Below are 17,880 nucleotides of genomic sequence, written 5' to 3'. Positions count from 1 at the left end.
TTTACTTCCTCATCTTTCGTTTTTTTAAATTACAATTTTTAATAAATATAGCACTTAAAAGCATGCTTATGAGTGATGTGATAATCATAGTATTCCAGTAAGGTGGTTGATATTTGATGACAATCTGCTTAGCATTTTTATTGACTGAAACACCGGTCATCATATAATTAACTTTCTGAACTTTGGCAGGTGCACCATCTACGTACGCATGCATACCTTTACGGTAAGGAATATTAATGGCAGCAATACCACCATCATGATGATTGAGATTGACTTGAACACCATTTTTAATATCCTTATAACCAGCACTAAAATGAGCATCCCGATGTGCCTTTTTAAGTGTATCATAATTCTCGCCATTTAATTGTTGTAAATCGATATAAAATTCGCCAAAAGGTGAAAGGGTTATCGTAATATCACCATTTTTATCTGGTTGCGCTCGATAAAGTTGCGTATCTACCCCTGTACGATAAGTAGAGTTGTTAAACAAGCGATGATTAGCATAATTATTAATCGCAACTGTGTAATTACTATCAGGATTGCCTCGCTTAATCTTCATAGTTAAATAAAAGTCATCGTATTTATCACGTAAATGTTTCGGTAAATGTAGTTTTATTGTGTCACCTTGCTCACCGGTAACTTTATAGCGAAGTTTACCATTAAGTTTAATATTCTGATGTTGTATATCGACTTTCGATAATAAATTTGGCGACGATGATTTATAAGATGTACCTTTATTATCCATTACGACACCGTTCAACATTGCATGTTCTCGATCGATAGTTGTGTTTAAAGATTTAGAATGATAGATGTTATTTGTTACTTTTACGCTTGGCAAGTTAAGTGAATTTTCATATATAGTGTATTGCCCACTTGTTTTAATTTTTTTAAAATAAGCAGGCAAATTGCCTTGGTAATCTTTCAACATCATATAGCGTACCGAGAAAAGGCTTGCGATATTTTGTCGACCATTCGTTGATTGATAGCGACTTAACGACTCTTCGGCAAGATTGATTTTAAGGGCATCGTAATAGTAATCCAGAATATTATGATGGAAGATGCTAGAATACAAACTCAATCCCTTAAAGTGTTGATACATCGGTGTATTATCCTGTTCATTTACACGCCAATCAATACGTTCATCTTCCCGTTTACTGTTATTCATTACATTGACTAAAGAACGTTGTAAATCTGAACTATATAAACTTGAGTTAATATAAAACGTATTCGCACGTTCTTCATGATCTTTAAAATAAATTTGATTTTTAATAAAGACGAAAGAAACCATTATATTAAGTAAGAGAATAGATATTCCAAAAATATAACTTAAATTAATATGGTAATGTCTGTCTTTTAAAATTAAAATAAGTAAACCTATGATTGAAACGATTGGTACAAGGATAAGCCAAGCTACAAATTTATGATACGTAATCGCACTGGCAAAAATGATGAGTTCAGCAATAATATTACTAAATACGTAAGTTTTAATTTTTAAGGTTCTAAAATATTTCATGAATAACCCAACTAACATTGCTGAATTGAATGAAAGTATAAAATGCCAGCGTTTTTGTGGTGCGGAAAATCCATTAAACACCTGATCAATAAATGGCACAAAGCTGAGTAAGATAAACACTAGTGTTAACATGGCGAATAAGCGATAGTAGTAATGTTTATAAAGCTTAAAGCACAATAGCGCTTGAATTGTTAAGAAGAGTAACACAATTAAATAGTTATCAAAGAAGATATTTGTGTTAATATTCAGCTTTTCAAAGGTATCCACCGTTCCAGAGAAGGGGACACGACGATTGTTTAGGAAGCTTTGAACACCATGGAAAAACATAAATAAACTGTTACCTAATCCTAAAATAGCACTAATTACAAATAATATTATCGCTTTACCGCGTGAAATAATATCTTTTGAATGTCTAAAGATGATACGAATAAGTATGTAACCTGCACCTATTAGACAAAGGTAATATGCAAAATAGAAATTATTTATCATGATCAGTGTGACTGTAACAATGAAAAGACCCAATTTCTGTTTTTGAAACACGCGTTCAATCGAGAGCAAGAGTAACGGCAACCAAATGAAGACATCACTAAAGAATGGCCAATATACTGTAAAGCGATAATATAGTGGCGACATGACAAATAAAAACGCCATAATAAGACTTATCCACGTATTACGTGATAAATATTTGCTATAAAGATAGGTACAATACATTGCAATTGTAGCTTTAATTATAGAGATAACGAGTGCATTTACCATCCAAAATAGTAAGTCCTGTGTGTTTATATGTATGATCGTTTTTAATAGTATGATACATAGAACATTGATAATAAATAGTATGTTCGTTGAAAAGTAATAACTTAAATCAGTGAAAAAGTCTCCACCTAATCCAAAATCAGAAGCATAAAAGAGGTTACCGTGACTCCACTTTTCAAATAAAAACATCTGAATCGGTACCATCTGTTCAATACCATCATTTGGCCCTGTAAATAATATACCGTCATGAATGAAGCGGTAAATAATATAGCTATGTCCTAAGAGTGACAAAGTAAAAAATATACCAATATATATAAATATTTTCTTCATAACTTACCTCTAATAATCGGATTGAAATTAAAATAGTACATTTAAATTGTAGGGGATAGTTCATATGAATAAAAGTAATTATACTTTTTACCATGATACCTTTTATTGCACTTTCTCGTTTTAAATGATGAATGCTAAAATAAAGGGTGAACCAATTAAACAGTGGCTCTTATTTATAATTTCAATTATAATCAACAAGTTAAAGCAAAATATAAAGAAAGTAAGGTGACAATCAATGGCAATACAATGGTATCCAGGACATATGGCAAAAGCTAAAAGAGAAGTTACAGAACAACTGAAGAAAGTAGACGTTGTATTTGAATTAGTTGATGCACGAATTCCATATAGTTCTCGTAATCCAATGATTGATGAAGTAATTAAACAGAAACCACGTGTGGTTATTCTCAATAAAAAAGATATGGCTAATTTAAATGAGATGCAGAAATGGGAAAGCTTCTTTATAGACAAAGGATATTATCCTGTTGCAGTAGATGCAAAACATGGTAAAAATTTAAAGGGCGTCGAAACTGCGGCGATTGCTGCAACAAAAGAAAAGTTTGAGCGTGAGAAAGCTAAAGGTCTTAAACCAAGGGCCATTAGAGCTATGATTGTGGGGATACCTAACGTGGGTAAATCGACACTAATTAATAAATTAGCAAGAAAGAATATTGCTCAAACTGGTAATAAACCTGGTGTGACAAAACAACAACAATGGATTAAAGTAGGACAGTCGCTACAATTGTTAGATACACCTGGTATCTTATGGCCTAAATTTGAAGATGAAACGGTTGGTAAGAAATTAAGTCTAACGGGTGCGATTAAGGATAGCATCGTACATTTAGATGAAGTTGCAATCTATGGTCTACAATTTTTAATTAATCATGATTTAGATGGATTTAAACAACATTATAAAATTGATGTACCTGCAGATGCCGAAATATTAGAATGGTTTGATGCGATTGGTCGTCGACGTGGTCTTCTACAAAGAGGAAATGAAGTCGATTATGAAGCGGTTATTGAACTTATTATTAACGATGTACGCAATGCTAAAATTGGTACATATTGCTTCGACTTATATTCAGAAATGAAGTGTGAATTAGAAAATGACACAGACAATAAATGAAATTAAACGTATATTAGCTGACATACATTCATTAGATGAATTAGAGCAGCATGAATTCAACCAAGACACCCGTAAAGGTGTACACCAAGCTATATCAAGACGTCGTAAACAACTGCTTAAAGAACAAGACATTGTCGACCACTATTATCAAATGAATCAATTTGAGGATGCGTTGTTAGCTACCAATCCTCAAGCATTAATCTGTGGGATTGACGAAGTGGGTCGCGGTCCGCTTGCAGGACCCGTGGTTGCATGTGCGGTTATATTAAATCAAGGTCATCGCTATTTAGGTTTAGATGACTCTAAGAAAGTATCGGCGACTAAAAGACGAGTGCTTAATGCACAACTTAAAGAGGGGGTACTTGAATACGCCTATGGTATAGCAAGTCCTAAAGAAATTGATGAATTCAATATTTATAATGCAACTAAAATAGCAATGAATCGAGCTTTGACCCAACTGGTAAATCAGCCAGACCATTTACTCATAGATGCAATGGCTTTAGACACTCAAATTCCTCAAACATCGATTATTAAAGGTGACGCTAAGAGTGTATCAATTGCAGCAGCGAGTATAATGGCAAAAGAGTATCGAGATGATCTGATGAGAGAAATTGCTGAGGAATATCCAGGTTATGAATTTGAAAAAAATGTTGGTTATGGAACGAAAGCACACTTAGAAGGTTTAGATAACTATGGCGTTACGCCTCATCATCGACGTAGCTTCGAACCAATCAAATCTATGACGTAATTATTTGAATTTTAAATTAATTGCAAAAAGTAGAATACTTTCAGTTTACAATAGCGCTTTCATTTTCTATAATTATAACTGAACTTAACCTAAGAAGTAGGAGGATGGAAGATGAATATCCACGAGTATCAAGGTAAAGAAATATTTCGTTCTATGGGCGTAGCCGTTCCAGAAGGACGAGTTGCATTTACTGCTGAAGAAGCAGTGGAGAAGGCAAAAGAATTAGACACTGAGGTTTACGTGGTTAAAGCACAAATCCACGCTGGGGGTAGAGGTAAAGCAGGTGGAGTTAAAATTGCTAAATCATTATCTGAGGTTGAAACTTATGCCAATGAATTATTAGGTAAGCAATTAGTCACACATCAAACTGGTCCTGAAGGTAAAGAAGTAAAACGTTTGTACATTGAACAAGGTTGCGATATTCAAAAAGAATATTACGTAGGTTTTGTTATTGATCGTGCAACTGACCGCATTACTTTGATGGCTTCAGAAGAAGGCGGTACTGAAATTGAAGAAGTTGCTGCTAAAACACCAGAAAAAATATTCAAAGAAACAATCGATCCAGTTGTTGGTTTATCACCATATCAAGCGCGTCGTATTGCTTTCAATATTAATATTCCAAAAGAATCAATTAACAAAGCAGCGAAATTCTTAATTTCTCTATACAATGTATTTATTGAAAAAGACTGCTCAATCGTTGAAATTAACCCATTAGTTACTACTGGAGACGGTGACGTTTTAGCGTTAGATGCTAAAATTAATTTCGATGATAACGCATTATTTAGACATAAAGATATTCAAGAATTACGAGACTTAGAAGAAGAAGATCCTAAAGAAATCGAAGCATCTAAATATGACTTATCATACATTGCATTAGATGGAGATATTGGTTGTATGGTTAATGGTGCTGGTTTAGCTATGGCTACAATGGATACAATTAATCATTTTGGTGGAAATCCAGCTAACTTCCTAGACGTAGGGGGCGGTGCTACAAAAGAAAAAGTTACTGAAGCATTCAAAATCATCTTAGGTGACGACAATGTAAAAGGTATCTTTGTAAACATCTTCGGTGGAATCATGAAATGTGATGTTATCGCTGAAGGTATTGTGGCAGCAGTTAAAGAAGTTGAATTAACTTTACCACTAGTTGTCCGTTTAGAAGGAACAAATGTAGAACGCGGTAAAGAAATCTTAAATGAATCAGGTTTAGCAATTGAACCAGCAGCTACAATGGCTGAAGGTGCACAAAAAATTGTTAAGCTTGTTAAAGAAGCGTAAGGAAAGGATGGGAACACTAAGATGAGTGTATTTATAGATAAGAATACTAAAGTAATGGTACAAGGTATTACAGGGTCTACTGCCCTTTTCCATACAAAACAAATGCTTGATTATGGTACACAAATTGTCGCAGGGGTAACACCAGGTAAAGGTGGACAAGTTGTTGAAGGCGTGCCTGTTTATAACACTGTTGCTGAAGCTAAAGAAGAAACAGGCGCTAATGTATCTGTAGTTTATGTTCCAGCTCCATTTGCTGCGGACTCTATTTTAGAAGCTGCGGATGCAGATTTAGATATGGTAATTTGCATCACTGAACATATTCCTGTTGTAGACATGGTCAAAGTTAAACGTTATTTAGAAGGTAGAAAAACACGTTTAGTAGGACCTAACTGTCCAGGTGTTATTACTGCTGACGAATGTAAAATTGGTATTATGCCAGGCTATATTCATAAAAAAGGTCACGTTGGTGTTGTATCACGTTCTGGTACATTAACATATGAAGCAGTTCATCAATTGACTGAAGAAGGTATTGGTCAAACTACAGCTGTAGGTATTGGTGGCGACCCAGTCAATGGTACAAACTTTATCGACGTGCTTAAAGCATTTAATGAAGATGAAGATACGAAAGCTGTAGTAATGATTGGTGAAATCGGTGGTACAGCGGAAGAAGAAGCTGCTGAATGGATTAAAGCTAATATGAATAAACCAGTTGTTGGATTTATTGGTGGTCAAACAGCGCCTCCAGGCAAACGTATGGGTCACGCTGGTGCAATCATATCTGGTGGTAAAGGTACAGCAGCCGAAAAAATTAAAACATTAAATGATTGTGGTGTAAAAACTGCTGATACACCTTCAGAAATCGGTACAACATTAATCGAAGCAGCTAAAGACGCTGGTATCTATGAAGAATTATTAACAATTAAATAATGAGATTGTAAATCAATAAATGATTCACTATACTCCATTCAAAGTATTATAACTTCTAAATACTTTGAATGGAGTTATTTTGTTTTAAAATACGTCTCTTTTTATAATAAATTTTCGAGAAATATATTTATTTTTTTATTTAATAGCGATATTATATTTATAGTGTATGAATGATAGGGGAGAACAACATGAAACGACAACATTCAATAATAAGACCGCTTTGAATTTATGATTTGCACTGAAGACGTATCTTATATTAGGGCCATCATAAATGATTGGAAGTGGGTTTTAAATATGATTTTTACAAAGCTTAGCATAGAAGAATTTAATACATTCGTAGATCATCATTTTTCACATTATACACAGGTAAAAGATTTATATATTTATCGTAAGGAACGACATTTAGGTGCTCACCTTGTCGGAGTGAAGGAAAATAACACTGTTATTGCAGCATGTTTATTGACAGATGCTCGAGTGTTAAAGACATTCAAATATTTTTATACACATCGTGGGCCAGTCATGGATTATTCTAATTTGTCATTAGTTGAATTTTTCTTTAAAAAATTAACACAATATGTACGTCGTCGTAGAGGCATTTTTATACAGGTTGATCCATATATAGTTGAGAATGTCAGAACTGCTGATGGCGACATAATTGAACACATTAATAACGATAACTGGTTTGAAGTGATGAATCGACTTGGTTATCAACATCAAGGATTTACTACTGGTTACTCAGGAATGAGTCAAATTAGATGGCATTCTATTTTAAATTTAAAAGATAAAAGCGATCAACAATTGTTAAAAGAGATGTCGTACCAAACGCGACGCAATATCTTAAAAACAATTGAAATGAATGTACAAATTAAAACATTGTCTATTGAAGATACAAATAGATTTTATAGATTATTTCACATGGCTGAAGAAAAACATGGTTTCCATTTTCAAGAAGAACCCTATTTCAGAAAGATGTTAGACACTTATGGAGACAATGCGTGTTTGAAACTAGCTTATATTGATTTAAATCATTATGTAAGAACCTTAAAGTCCAAAGCTAATGATTTAGAATGTGCGATGACTGAAATCAAACAAATGCTAGATGTCAATGTCAATTCAAAAAAGACAAAAGTGAAATATCAACAAATTAAACAGCAATTAGATAGCACGCATAATAAAATTAGAAAAACTGAACAATTAATCATTGCAGATGGTACATTATTAGATTTAGCAGCGGCATTATTTATTCATAATGCGCATGAAATGTATTATTTATCAAGTGGCTCAAATCCTAAATATAATGAATTTATGGGGGCATATCGATTACAATGGGATATGATATGTCATGCGAAACAACTAGGTATTAATCGGTACAATTTCTATGGTATTACTGGTGACTTTGGCAATGAAGCAGAAGATTATGGTGTGCAACAGTTTAAAAAAGGATTTAATGCCTTTATTGAGGAATATGTAGGGGATTTTATTAAGCCAGTCAATAAATGTTTATACAAGCTATACCGAAAATGAGTAAAACTAATTGGGAACAACTAAATTAACGTCAACTTGAACCTTTCATCTGCGGACACATGTAACATGATAACTACAAAATAATCTGAGACTTTTAAGTTTCAGATTATTAATTTGTTTTAAACTATATTGGATGGTTTACATAATTCAATATAGAAATTACTCATTAAGTGTTAATGAATATTTGTGCTAAATTGTATTGTAATTGAAATGTGCACCAAGACATATTTATTCTATAATGTTATCAAAGGAGACGACTTCATGATTAACAACGATATGATACTTTTGAAATTGATATGGGCGGGATATACGACACAACATCTTCATCATTTATTAAGATTGTATCCTGACTTTTTTAGCTACTCTAATAATGACCAAATTGGCACAATTAAAATCTGGGACACTCTATATCACCAAGGCCATTGTTACAATAAATTCTATGATCTGGACGAGAAAGATATTCTATCATTTCTTAACCAATACAATATAAATTTTATAACAATATTTCATGGGAACTATCCTAAACTATTAAAAGAAATTTACGATTATCCATTTGTATTATTTTACCGCGGTAAGATTAACTTGCTAACATCGTTAAATACATTAGGCGTTGTAGGCTCAAGAAGTGCAACACAGTATTCTGCTAAAGCGATTCAATACTTATTTCCACAATTTATGCATATTCCTTTAACAATCATTTCTGGTTTAGCGAAAGGTGCCGATAGTATGGCGCATCAATTCGCATTAAAATACCATCTTCCCACTATAGCTATCTTAGGTTATGGCCATTTACATCATTATCCCAAAGAAACTCAAAAATTACGCAATATAATTGAAGAAAAAGGATTAGTCATAAGTGAATATCCACCCTTTGAACGTATCAGACGCTATTACTTTCCGCAACGCAATCGATTGATAAGTGGTCTTTCTAAAGGTGTACTAATTACTGAAGCTCAGGTTAAGAGTGGTAGTCAAATTACTATTGATTGTGCACTAGAACAAAATAGAAATGTATACGTACTGCCAGGCTCATTTTTCAACCCATTAACGAAAGGGAATTTGAGACGTGCACAAGAAGGAGCGATGATTGTTACTAAAGCAGATGATATCACTTGTGATTATTAATATTCTTAAATATAGCCGTTTTATTGTATAAATAATGTGCATTTATTTCTAATATATAGCTAATTATATTATTAAAATAAGTTTAAAAAACACATAAAAAGAATTTAAACATTGACAAAATCAAAATTGACCGTTTATCATTTATCTTTAGTAATTGAAATAGCAAGGGGGAATTCACTTTGGCAGATAATTTAGTCATAGTTGAGTCGCCTGCAAAAGCTAAAACCATTGAAAAATATTTAGGTAAAAAGTATAAAGTGATAGCTTCTATGGGACACGTTAGAGATTTACCAAGAAGTCAAATGGGTGTCGATGTAGAAGATAATTTTGAACCGAAATATATTACAATTCGCGGTAAAGGTCCAGTAGTAAAAGATTTAAAAAAATACGCTAAGAAAGCTAAAAATGTCTTTCTTGCGAGTGACCCTGACCGTGAAGGTGAAGCGATTGCTTGGCATTTATCAAAAATTTTAGAACTTGATGATACAAAAGAAAACAGAGTAGTATTTAATGAAATTACAAAAGATGCGGTAAAAGAAAGTTTCAAACACCCTCGCGGCATTGAAATGAATTTAGTAGATGCACAACAGGCACGCCGTATTTTAGATAGATTAGTTGGTTATAACATTTCACCAGTTTTATGGAAGAAAGTGAAAAAAGGACTTTCAGCAGGACGTGTTCAATCTGTTGCTTTAAGATTAGTTATCGATAGAGAAAACGAGATTCGTAACTTTAAGCCTGAAGAATATTGGTCTATAGAAGGTGAATTTAGATATAAAAAATCAAAATTTACTGCTAAGTTTCTTCATTATAAAAACAAACCATTTAAGTTAAAAACTAAAAAAGATGTTGAAAAAATCACAACTGAATTAGACGGCGATAAATTTGAAATAACAAATGTGAATAAAAAGGAAAAAACTAGAAATCCTGCTAATCCGTTTACAACATCAACATTACAACAAGAAGCAGCGCGTAAGTTGAACTTTAAAGCGCGAAAAACAATGATGCTTGCGCAACAATTATATGAAGGTATTGATCTAAAACGACAAGGCACAGTTGGATTAATCACATATATGCGAACGGACTCTACTCGTATTTCACAAACAGCAAAAGACGAAGCAAAAAAATATATTGAAGATAAGTATGGTAAAGATTATATTTCTAATCGAACAGCGAAAGGTAAACAAGGTGACCAAGATGCCCATGAGGCAATTCGTCCAACGAGCACTTTACGCACACCTGATGAAATGAAATCGTACTTAACGAGAGATCAGCATCGTTTATATAAATTGATTTGGGAACGTTTTGTGGCTAGTCAAATGGCACCAGCAATACTAGACACGGTTGCTTTAGATGTTACTCAAAATAACATTAAATTTAGAGCGAACGGTCAAACAATTAAATTTAAAGGTTTCATGACACTTTATGTTGAGGCCAAAGATGATAAAGATAATGAGAAAGAAAACAAATTACCAAATTTAAGTAAAGGTGATGAAGTAACTGCGACGCAAATTGAACCAGCACAACACTTCACACAACCACCGCCACGATATACAGAAGCACGTTTAGTCAAAACATTAGAAGAACTAAAAATCGGTAGACCATCAACTTACGCACCTACTATTGATACAATTCAAAAACGTAATTACGTCAAACTTGAAAGCAAACGATTTGTTCCTACAGAATTAGGTGAAATCGTTTACGAACAAGTGAAGGACTATTTCCCTGAAATTATTGATGTGGAATTTACGGTTAATATGGAAACATTATTGGATAAAATTGCTGAAGGAGATATCGGGTGGAGAAAAGTAATTGATAACTTTTATGGAAGTTTCAAATTAGACGTTGAACGTGCTGAGGAAGAAATGGAAAAAGTTGAAATTAAAGATGAACCAGCCGGTGAAGATTGCGAAGTTTGTGGTTCGCCTATGGTAATTAAAATGGGACGCTATGGTAAATTCATGGCATGTTCAAACTTCCCAGATTGTAGAAATACGAAAGCAATCATTAAAACGATTGGTGTTACATGTCCTAAATGTAAAGATGGAGATGTTGTTGAAAGAAAATCTAAGAAAAATAGATTATTCTATGGTTGCTCAAATTATCCCGAATGTGATTTTATTTCTTGGGATAAACCTGTTGGCCGTGATTGTCCTAAGTGTAATCATTACTTAATGGAACATAAAAAAGGACGTAGCTCACAAGTTATATGTTCTAACTGTGATTACAAAGAAGAAGTTCAAAAATAGATAGAAATTAAAAGGAGGAAAACCATGAGTCAAACTGTAAATATTGTTGGCGCAGGCTTAGCTGGTTCAGAAGCTGCTTACCAATTAGCTCAACGAGGAATCAAGGTTAATTTGATTGAAATGCGTCCTGTTAAACAAACACCAGCGCATCATACTGATAAATTTGCAGAACTAGTATGTTCTAACTCACTTCGTGGAAATGCTTTAACAAATGGTGTAGGTGTACTAAAAGAAGAAATGAGACGATTAGATTCGTTAATTATTTCTGCTGCTGATAAAGCGAGAGTGCCTGCCGGTGGTGCATTAGCAGTTGATCGACATGATTTTTCTGGTTACATTACTGAAACTTTAAGAAATCATCCGAACGTTACAGTAATTAATGAAGAAATAAATAGTATTCCTGAAGGGTATACGATTATTGCTACGGGCCCATTAACTACTGAAAATTTAGCTAAAGAGATCGTAGACATTACTGGTAAAGATCAACTTTATTTTTATGATGCTGCCGCTCCAATAATTGAAAAAGAATCCATAGATATGGATAAAGTGTATTTGAAATCACGTTATGATAAAGGTGAAGCAGCTTATCTTAATTGTCCAATGACGGAAGAAGAATTCAATCGCTTTTATGATGCAGTACTTGAAGCAGAGGTTGCACCAACAAATGAATTCGAAAAAGAAAAATACTTTGAAGGATGTATGCCTTTTGAAGTAATGGCTGAACGTGGACGTAAAACATTATTATTTGGACCTATGAAACCAGTGGGACTTGAAGACCCAAAAACAGGCAAACGTCCATTTGCTGTTGTTCAATTAAGACAAGATGATGCTGCAGGCACACTATATAATATTGTTGGTTTCCAAACGCACTTAAAATGGGGTGCTCAAAAAGAAGTCATTCGCCTTATCCCTGGTTTAGAAAATGTAGATATCGTTCGATATGGTGTCATGCATCGAAATACTTTTATTAACTCTCCTGATGTGTTAAATGAAAAGTATGAATTGATTAAAGAAGATCGAATTCAATTTGCAGGTCAAATGACAGGTGTTGAAGGCTATGTTGAGAGTGCAGCAAGTGGCCTTGTTGCTGGCATCAATCTAGCTCATAAAATATTAGATAAAGGTGAAGTAATATTCCCAAGAGAAACAATGATAGGTAGTATGGCATATTACATCTCACATGCCAAAAATGAAAAGAATTTCCAACCTATGAATGCTAATTTTGGTTTACTCCCATCACTTGAAAAACGTATCAAAGATAAAAAAGAACGTTACGAGGCACAAGCAAATAGAGCACTCGAATATTTAGAAAATTATAAGAAAACACTTTAAAAATAATATAAACTTTATAATTGATAGAAAATGTGTCAATTCAAAGTTTTAAAGAATTCTCAAAAGATTTTGAATTCTATAGCTAATTGTTTTAGTCCCTTTCATGTTATATGCTAAAATGCATATGATGGAGGGGATTTTTAAGTGGAAGAAATCCAAGTTATATTCTTAAATATGCTCAAAGTTGAAAGGAATTTCTCCGACCATACTTTAAAATCATATCATGATGATTTAGTACAATTTAATCGTTTTTTAGATCAAGAGTTATTAAGCCTAAGAAATTTTGAATATAAAGATGCTCGAAATTATTTAAGTTATTTATATTCGCAAAATTTGAAACGTACTACTGTATCAAGGAAGATTTCAACGTTAAGAACTTTCTATGAGTTTTGGATGACACAAGATGAGACAATCATCAATCCTTTTGTTCAACTGGTTCATCCTAAGAAGGAAAACTATTTACCACAGTTTTTTTATGAAGAAGAGATGGAGGCTTTATTTAAAACTGTAGCTCAAGATTCTAAAAAGGGATTACGTGATCGAGTTATTTTAGAATTATTATATGCAACTGGTATACGTGTTTCAGAACTAGTAAATATACAACTTAAAGATATTAATATGTCTTTACCTGGTGTAAAGGTACTAGGAAAGGGAAACAAAGAGCGATTTGCTCCGTTTGGAGAATTTTGTCGTCAAAGTATTGAACAATATTTAAGTGAATTCAAACCGATACAACATGCCAAACATTCATATTTGTTAGTTAATATGAATGGCGCACCTATAACTGAAAGGGGCGTTAGGTATGTATTAAATGATGTTGTAAAACGTACAGCAGGAGTGACAGAAATTCATCCCCATAAACTTAGACATACGTTTGCAACACACTTACTCAATCAAGGAGCGGATTTGAGAACGGTACAATCTTTATTAGGACATGTAAATCTATCAACCACTGGACGATATACACATGTATCTAATCAACAATTACGTAAAGTGTATTTAAATGCACATCCTCGAGCGAAAAAGGAGAGTAAATAAATGAGTAAAACATCATTACATGCAACAACGATTTATGCTGTTAGACACAATGGTGAAGCGGCAATGGCTGGTGATGGACAAGTGACACTTGGTGAGCAAGTCATTATGAAACAAACAGCACGTAAAGTTCGTAGATTATACGAAGGGAAAGTGCTTGCTGGTTTTGCTGGAAGTGTTGCAGATGCTTTCACATTGTTCGAGAAATTCGAATCAAAGCTACAACAATTTAGTGGTAACTTAGAACGTGCAGCTGTTGAGCTAGCACAAGAATGGCGTGGGGATAAACAACTGCGTCAATTGGAAGCAATGCTAATTGTAATGGACAAAGATGCAATATTAGTGGTGAGCGGAACTGGAGAAGTGATTGCGCCAGATGATGATTTAATCGCAATTGGTTCAGGTGGAAACTACGCATTAAGTGCTGGAAGAGCATTGAAACGCCATGCTGGTCATTTGTCAGCAAAAGAAATGGCTTATGAAAGTTTGAAAGTTGCATCTGACATTTGTGTGTTCACTAATGATAATATTATAGTGGAAACACTTTAACGTTAAACAAATGGAAATGAATATAAATGGACGTATATTAGGTTGGAGGTAAAAGATATGGATGCAAATGGTATAAAATTAACACCTAAAGATATCGTATCTAAATTAAATGAATATATAGTTGGGCAAGATGATGCTAAACGTAAAGTTGCCATTGCGTTAAGAAATCGTTATAGAAGAAGTTTGCTTGACGAAGAAACTAAACAAGAAATCGCTCCTAAGAATATTTTAATGATTGGTCCAACTGGTGTTGGTAAAACGGAAATAGCTAGACGTATGGCTAAGGTTGTCGGCGCCCCATTTATCAAAGTGGAGGCCACTAAGTTTACTGAAGTAGGTTACGTTGGACGAGATGTTGAGAGTATGGTTCGTGATTTAGTGGATGTGGCAGTAAGACTAGTTAAAGATCAAAAGAAAGACTTGGTCAAAGATGAAGCGCTTAATAAAGCAAATGAAAAATTAGTTAAATTATTAGTGCCAAGTATGAAGAAAAAAGCATCAAACAATAACAATCCATTAGAGTCATTATTTGGTGGCGCAATTCCAAACTTTGGTAATAATGATGATGAGGAAGAAGAAACACCAACTGAAGAAATTAAAACGAAGCGTTCAGAAATCAAAAAACAATTATTAGATGGTAAACTTGAAGAAGAGAAAGTTAGAATTAAAGTTGAACAAGATCCAGGTGCGCTTGGAATGCTAGGTACTAATCAAAATCAGCAAATGCAAGATATGATGAATCAACTCATGCCTAAACGCAAGGTTGAACGTGAAGTGCCTGTTAAAACAGCGCGTAAGATTTTAGCTGATGATTTCGCGGATGAGTTAATAGACCAAGAGACGGCGAATCAAGAAGCATTAGAGTTGGCAGAACAAATGGGTATTATCTTCATTGATGAAATTGACAAAGTAGCAACGAATAATGCTAATAGTGGTCAAGATGTTTCAAGACAAGGTGTTCAACGAGATATCTTGCCAATCTTAGAAGGTAGCATGATTCAAACTAAGTATGGTACTGTAAATACTGAACATATGCTATTTATTGGTGCGGGGGCATTCCACGTATCTAAACCTAGCGATTTAATACCTGAATTGCAAGGTCGTTTCCCGATTAGAGTAGAATTAGAAAGCTTAACTGTGGATGATTTCTACAGAATATTAACAGAACCTAAACTATCACTTATTAAGCAATATGAGGCACTACTCCAAACTGAAGAGGTCACTGTGAACTTTACCGAGGAAGCGATTACAAGATTAGCTGAAATGGCTTATCAAGTAAACCAAGATACTGATAACATTGGTGCGCGTCGTTTACACACAATCCTAGAAAAAATGCTTGAAGATTTATCATTTGAGGCACCTAGCATGCCAAATGCTGTAGTAGATATAACACCACAATATGTTGATGATAAGTTGAAATCTATTTCAACAAATAAAGATTTAAGTGCATTTATTTTATAATATAAATAAAGGAGAAATTTTATGAGCTTATTATCTAAAACTAGAGAATTAAATACACTATTACAAAAACATAAGGGTATTGCCGTTGACTTTAAAGACGTTGCTCAAACAATTAGTAGCGTCACTGTAACGAACGTATTTATTGTTTCACGTAGAGGCAAAATTTTAGGTTCAAGTTTAAATGAACTTTTAAAGAGTCAAAGAATCAATGACATGTTAGAAAGTAAACATATTCCTAGTGAGTATACTGAACTATTAATGGATGTTAGACAAACTGAATCAAATATTGATATTAATAATGAATTAACAGTATTCCCTCCAGAAGACAAAGAATTATTTAACGATAGTCGTACGACTGTATTCCCTATTCTCGGTGGGGGAGAAAGATTAGGTACATTAGTACTTGGTCGTGTTAAAGATGACTTTAATGAAAATGATTTAGTATTAGGTGAATATGCTGCTACAGTAATTGGAATGGAAATTTTACGTGAGAAGCATAATGAAGTTGAAAAAGAAGCACGTGATAAAGCAGCTATTACAATGGCAATTAATTCATTATCTTATTCAGAAAAAGAAGCTATTGAGCATATCTTTGAAGAATTAGGTGGTAATGAAGGCTTACTTATTGCTTCTAAAGTAGCAGATAGAGTAGGTATCACACGTTCAGTTATCGTTAACGCATTACGTAAACTTGAAAGTGCTGGTGTAATCGAATCACGATCCTTAGGGATGAAAGGTACCTTTATTAAAGTTAAAAAAGAAAAATTCCTTGAAGAATTAGAACGTAATAAATAATTAGTATTAGCATAATTATTCTAATAAATTGAAGTTTTAACTGCTGCGAGGCTAAAATATACATCTGCAGCAGTTTTTTAATTGCTCGAAATATCGAAAGTGTTACGTATTTACGTAATCAATAATTTAACGTTGCACGGCAATTAAAAATATGATATTATTGTTGTCGGCTATAAAGCCAATACACACATAATAAACGCACATGTAGAGGGTGCAATTCAATCATTGTCTTTATATGAGTTTATTATGGAGGTAAATAACCACTAGGAGGAATTTAAAATGGCAGTAATTTCAATGAAACAATTACTAGAAGCCGGTGTTCACTTCGGTCACCAAACACGCCGTTGGAACCCAAAAATGAAAAAATATATCTTCACTGAAAGAAATGGTATCTATATCATTGACTTACAAAAAACAGTGAAAAAAGTTGAAGAAGCTTATAACTTCATCAAACAAGTATCAGAAGATGGCGGTAGAGTCTTATTCGTTGGTACTAAAAAACAAGCACAAGAATCAGTTAAAGCTGAAGCAGAACGTGCTGGTCAATTCTACGTTAACCAAAGATGGTTAGGCGGAATTTTAACTAACTATAAAACAATTTCTAAACGTATTAAACGTATTTCTGAAATCGAGAAAATGGAAGAAGACGGTTTATTCGACGTTTTACCTAAAAAAGAAGTTGTTGAACTTAAAAAAGAATACGACCGTTTAATCAAATTCTTAGGCGGTATTCGTGATATGAAATCAATGCCTCAAGCATTATTCGTAGTTGACCCTCGTAAAGAGCGCAACGCGATTGCTGAAGCACGTAAATTAAATATTCCAATCGTTGGTATTGTTGACACTAACTGTGATCCAGATGAAATTGATTATGTTATCCCAGCGAACGACGACGCTATTCGTGCCGTTAAATTATTAACTGGTAAAATGGCTGACGCTGTCTTAGAAGGTCAACAAGGTGTTTCTAACGATGAAGTAGCTGCAGAGCAAAACATCAATTTAGATGAAAAAGAAGAATCTCAAGAAGCAGAATCAACTGAAGAAAATACTACTGTTGAATCAAACTAAGATATAGTTTAAATGGGTGATAAGATGTAATGCTTATCGCCCTTTTTTCAAATGTTGAGTTGTCAATTTA

At 33.6% G+C, this 17,880-nt stretch carries 14 protein-coding genes; 13 read left to right on the top strand and 1 reads right to left on the bottom strand.

Going from position 1 to position 17,880, the window contains the following annotated elements:
- Window position 1 precedes the first annotated feature (1 nt).
- Window positions 2–2,596 carry a YfhO family protein gene (locus tag KA858_RS05745; RefSeq protein WP_210135215.1) on the bottom strand — a complete coding sequence of 865 codons (2,595 nt, stop codon included), beginning with the start codon at window positions 2,594–2,596 and terminating at the stop codon, window positions 2–4.
- A gap of 235 nt (window positions 2,597–2,831) precedes the next feature.
- Between KA858_RS05745 and ylqF the strand changes: the two genes are divergently transcribed.
- From ylqF to rpsB, 13 genes are all read left to right on the top strand, one after another.
- Complete coding sequence (gene ylqF / locus KA858_RS05740) at window positions 2,832–3,719, top strand: ribosome biogenesis GTPase YlqF (RefSeq protein ID WP_210135214.1); 888 nt, start codon at window positions 2,832–2,834, stop codon at window positions 3,717–3,719.
- Window positions 3,700–4,467: a ribonuclease HII gene (locus tag KA858_RS05735; protein ID WP_210135213.1), complete on the top strand. Its 768-nt coding sequence runs from the start codon at window positions 3,700–3,702 to the stop codon at window positions 4,465–4,467. Before ylqF ends, KA858_RS05735 begins: the two co-directional genes overlap by 20 nt.
- A 111-nt stretch (window positions 4,468–4,578) precedes the next feature.
- Entirely contained in the window at window positions 4,579–5,745 is a 1,167-nt protein-coding gene (gene sucC, locus KA858_RS05730) for an ADP-forming succinate--CoA ligase subunit beta (protein ID WP_053029276.1), read from the top strand.
- Window positions 5,746–5,766: 21 nt separating this feature from the next.
- On the top strand, window positions 5,767–6,672 hold the full coding sequence (sucD, locus tag KA858_RS05725; RefSeq protein WP_053029278.1) for a succinate--CoA ligase subunit alpha: 906 nt from the start codon (window positions 5,767–5,769) through the stop codon (window positions 6,670–6,672).
- 294 nt (window positions 6,673–6,966) lie between these two features.
- Window positions 6,967–8,196 carry an aminoacyltransferase gene (locus tag KA858_RS05720; RefSeq protein ID WP_210135212.1) on the top strand — a complete coding sequence of 410 codons (1,230 nt, stop codon included), beginning with the start codon at window positions 6,967–6,969 and terminating at the stop codon, window positions 8,194–8,196.
- Between the two features lie 261 nt (window positions 8,197–8,457).
- Window positions 8,458–9,321 carry a DNA-processing protein DprA gene (dprA, locus tag KA858_RS05715; RefSeq protein WP_210135211.1) on the top strand — a complete coding sequence of 288 codons (864 nt, stop codon included), beginning with the start codon at window positions 8,458–8,460 and terminating at the stop codon, window positions 9,319–9,321.
- Window positions 9,322–9,500: 179 nt separating this feature from the next.
- Entirely contained in the window at window positions 9,501–11,570 is a 2,070-nt protein-coding gene (topA, locus tag KA858_RS05710; protein WP_075108549.1) for a type I DNA topoisomerase, read from the top strand.
- 24 nt (window positions 11,571–11,594) lie between these two features.
- Window positions 11,595–12,902 (top strand): FADH(2)-oxidizing methylenetetrahydrofolate--tRNA-(uracil(54)-C(5))-methyltransferase TrmFO, encoded by a 1,308-nt coding sequence (gene trmFO / locus KA858_RS05705; RefSeq protein ID WP_053029285.1) that lies wholly within the window; start codon window positions 11,595–11,597, stop codon window positions 12,900–12,902.
- 174 nt (window positions 12,903–13,076) lie between these two features.
- Window positions 13,077–13,940: a tyrosine recombinase XerC gene (xerC, locus tag KA858_RS05700; RefSeq protein ID WP_245342039.1), complete on the top strand. Its 864-nt coding sequence runs from the start codon at window positions 13,077–13,079 to the stop codon at window positions 13,938–13,940.
- Window positions 13,941–14,486 carry an ATP-dependent protease subunit HslV gene (hslV, locus tag KA858_RS05695; RefSeq protein ID WP_107630030.1) on the top strand — a complete coding sequence of 182 codons (546 nt, stop codon included), beginning with the start codon at window positions 13,941–13,943 and terminating at the stop codon, window positions 14,484–14,486.
- 57 nt (window positions 14,487–14,543) lie between these two features.
- The gene (hslU, locus tag KA858_RS05690; protein ID WP_053029292.1) at window positions 14,544–15,947 is read left to right on the top strand and encodes an ATP-dependent protease ATPase subunit HslU; all 1,404 of its coding nucleotides are present in this window, start codon (window positions 14,544–14,546) and stop codon (window positions 15,945–15,947) included.
- A gap of 21 nt (window positions 15,948–15,968) precedes the next feature.
- Entirely contained in the window at window positions 15,969–16,742 is a 774-nt protein-coding gene (codY, locus tag KA858_RS05685) for a GTP-sensing pleiotropic transcriptional regulator CodY (RefSeq protein ID WP_075108553.1), read from the top strand.
- Between the two features lie 279 nt (window positions 16,743–17,021).
- A complete protein-coding gene (gene rpsB, locus KA858_RS05680; protein WP_011275944.1) occupies window positions 17,022–17,810 on the top strand; it encodes a 30S ribosomal protein S2 in 789 nt (262 codons plus the stop codon).
- The last annotated feature ends 70 nt before the right edge of the window (window positions 17,811–17,880 follow it).

The organism is Staphylococcus sp. GDX8P80P, assembly GCF_017893095.1.
In the GTDB taxonomy this organism is placed as follows: domain Bacteria; phylum Bacillota; class Bacilli; order Staphylococcales; family Staphylococcaceae; genus Staphylococcus; species Staphylococcus borealis.
This window is presented reverse-complemented; position numbering and strand designations above follow the sequence as displayed.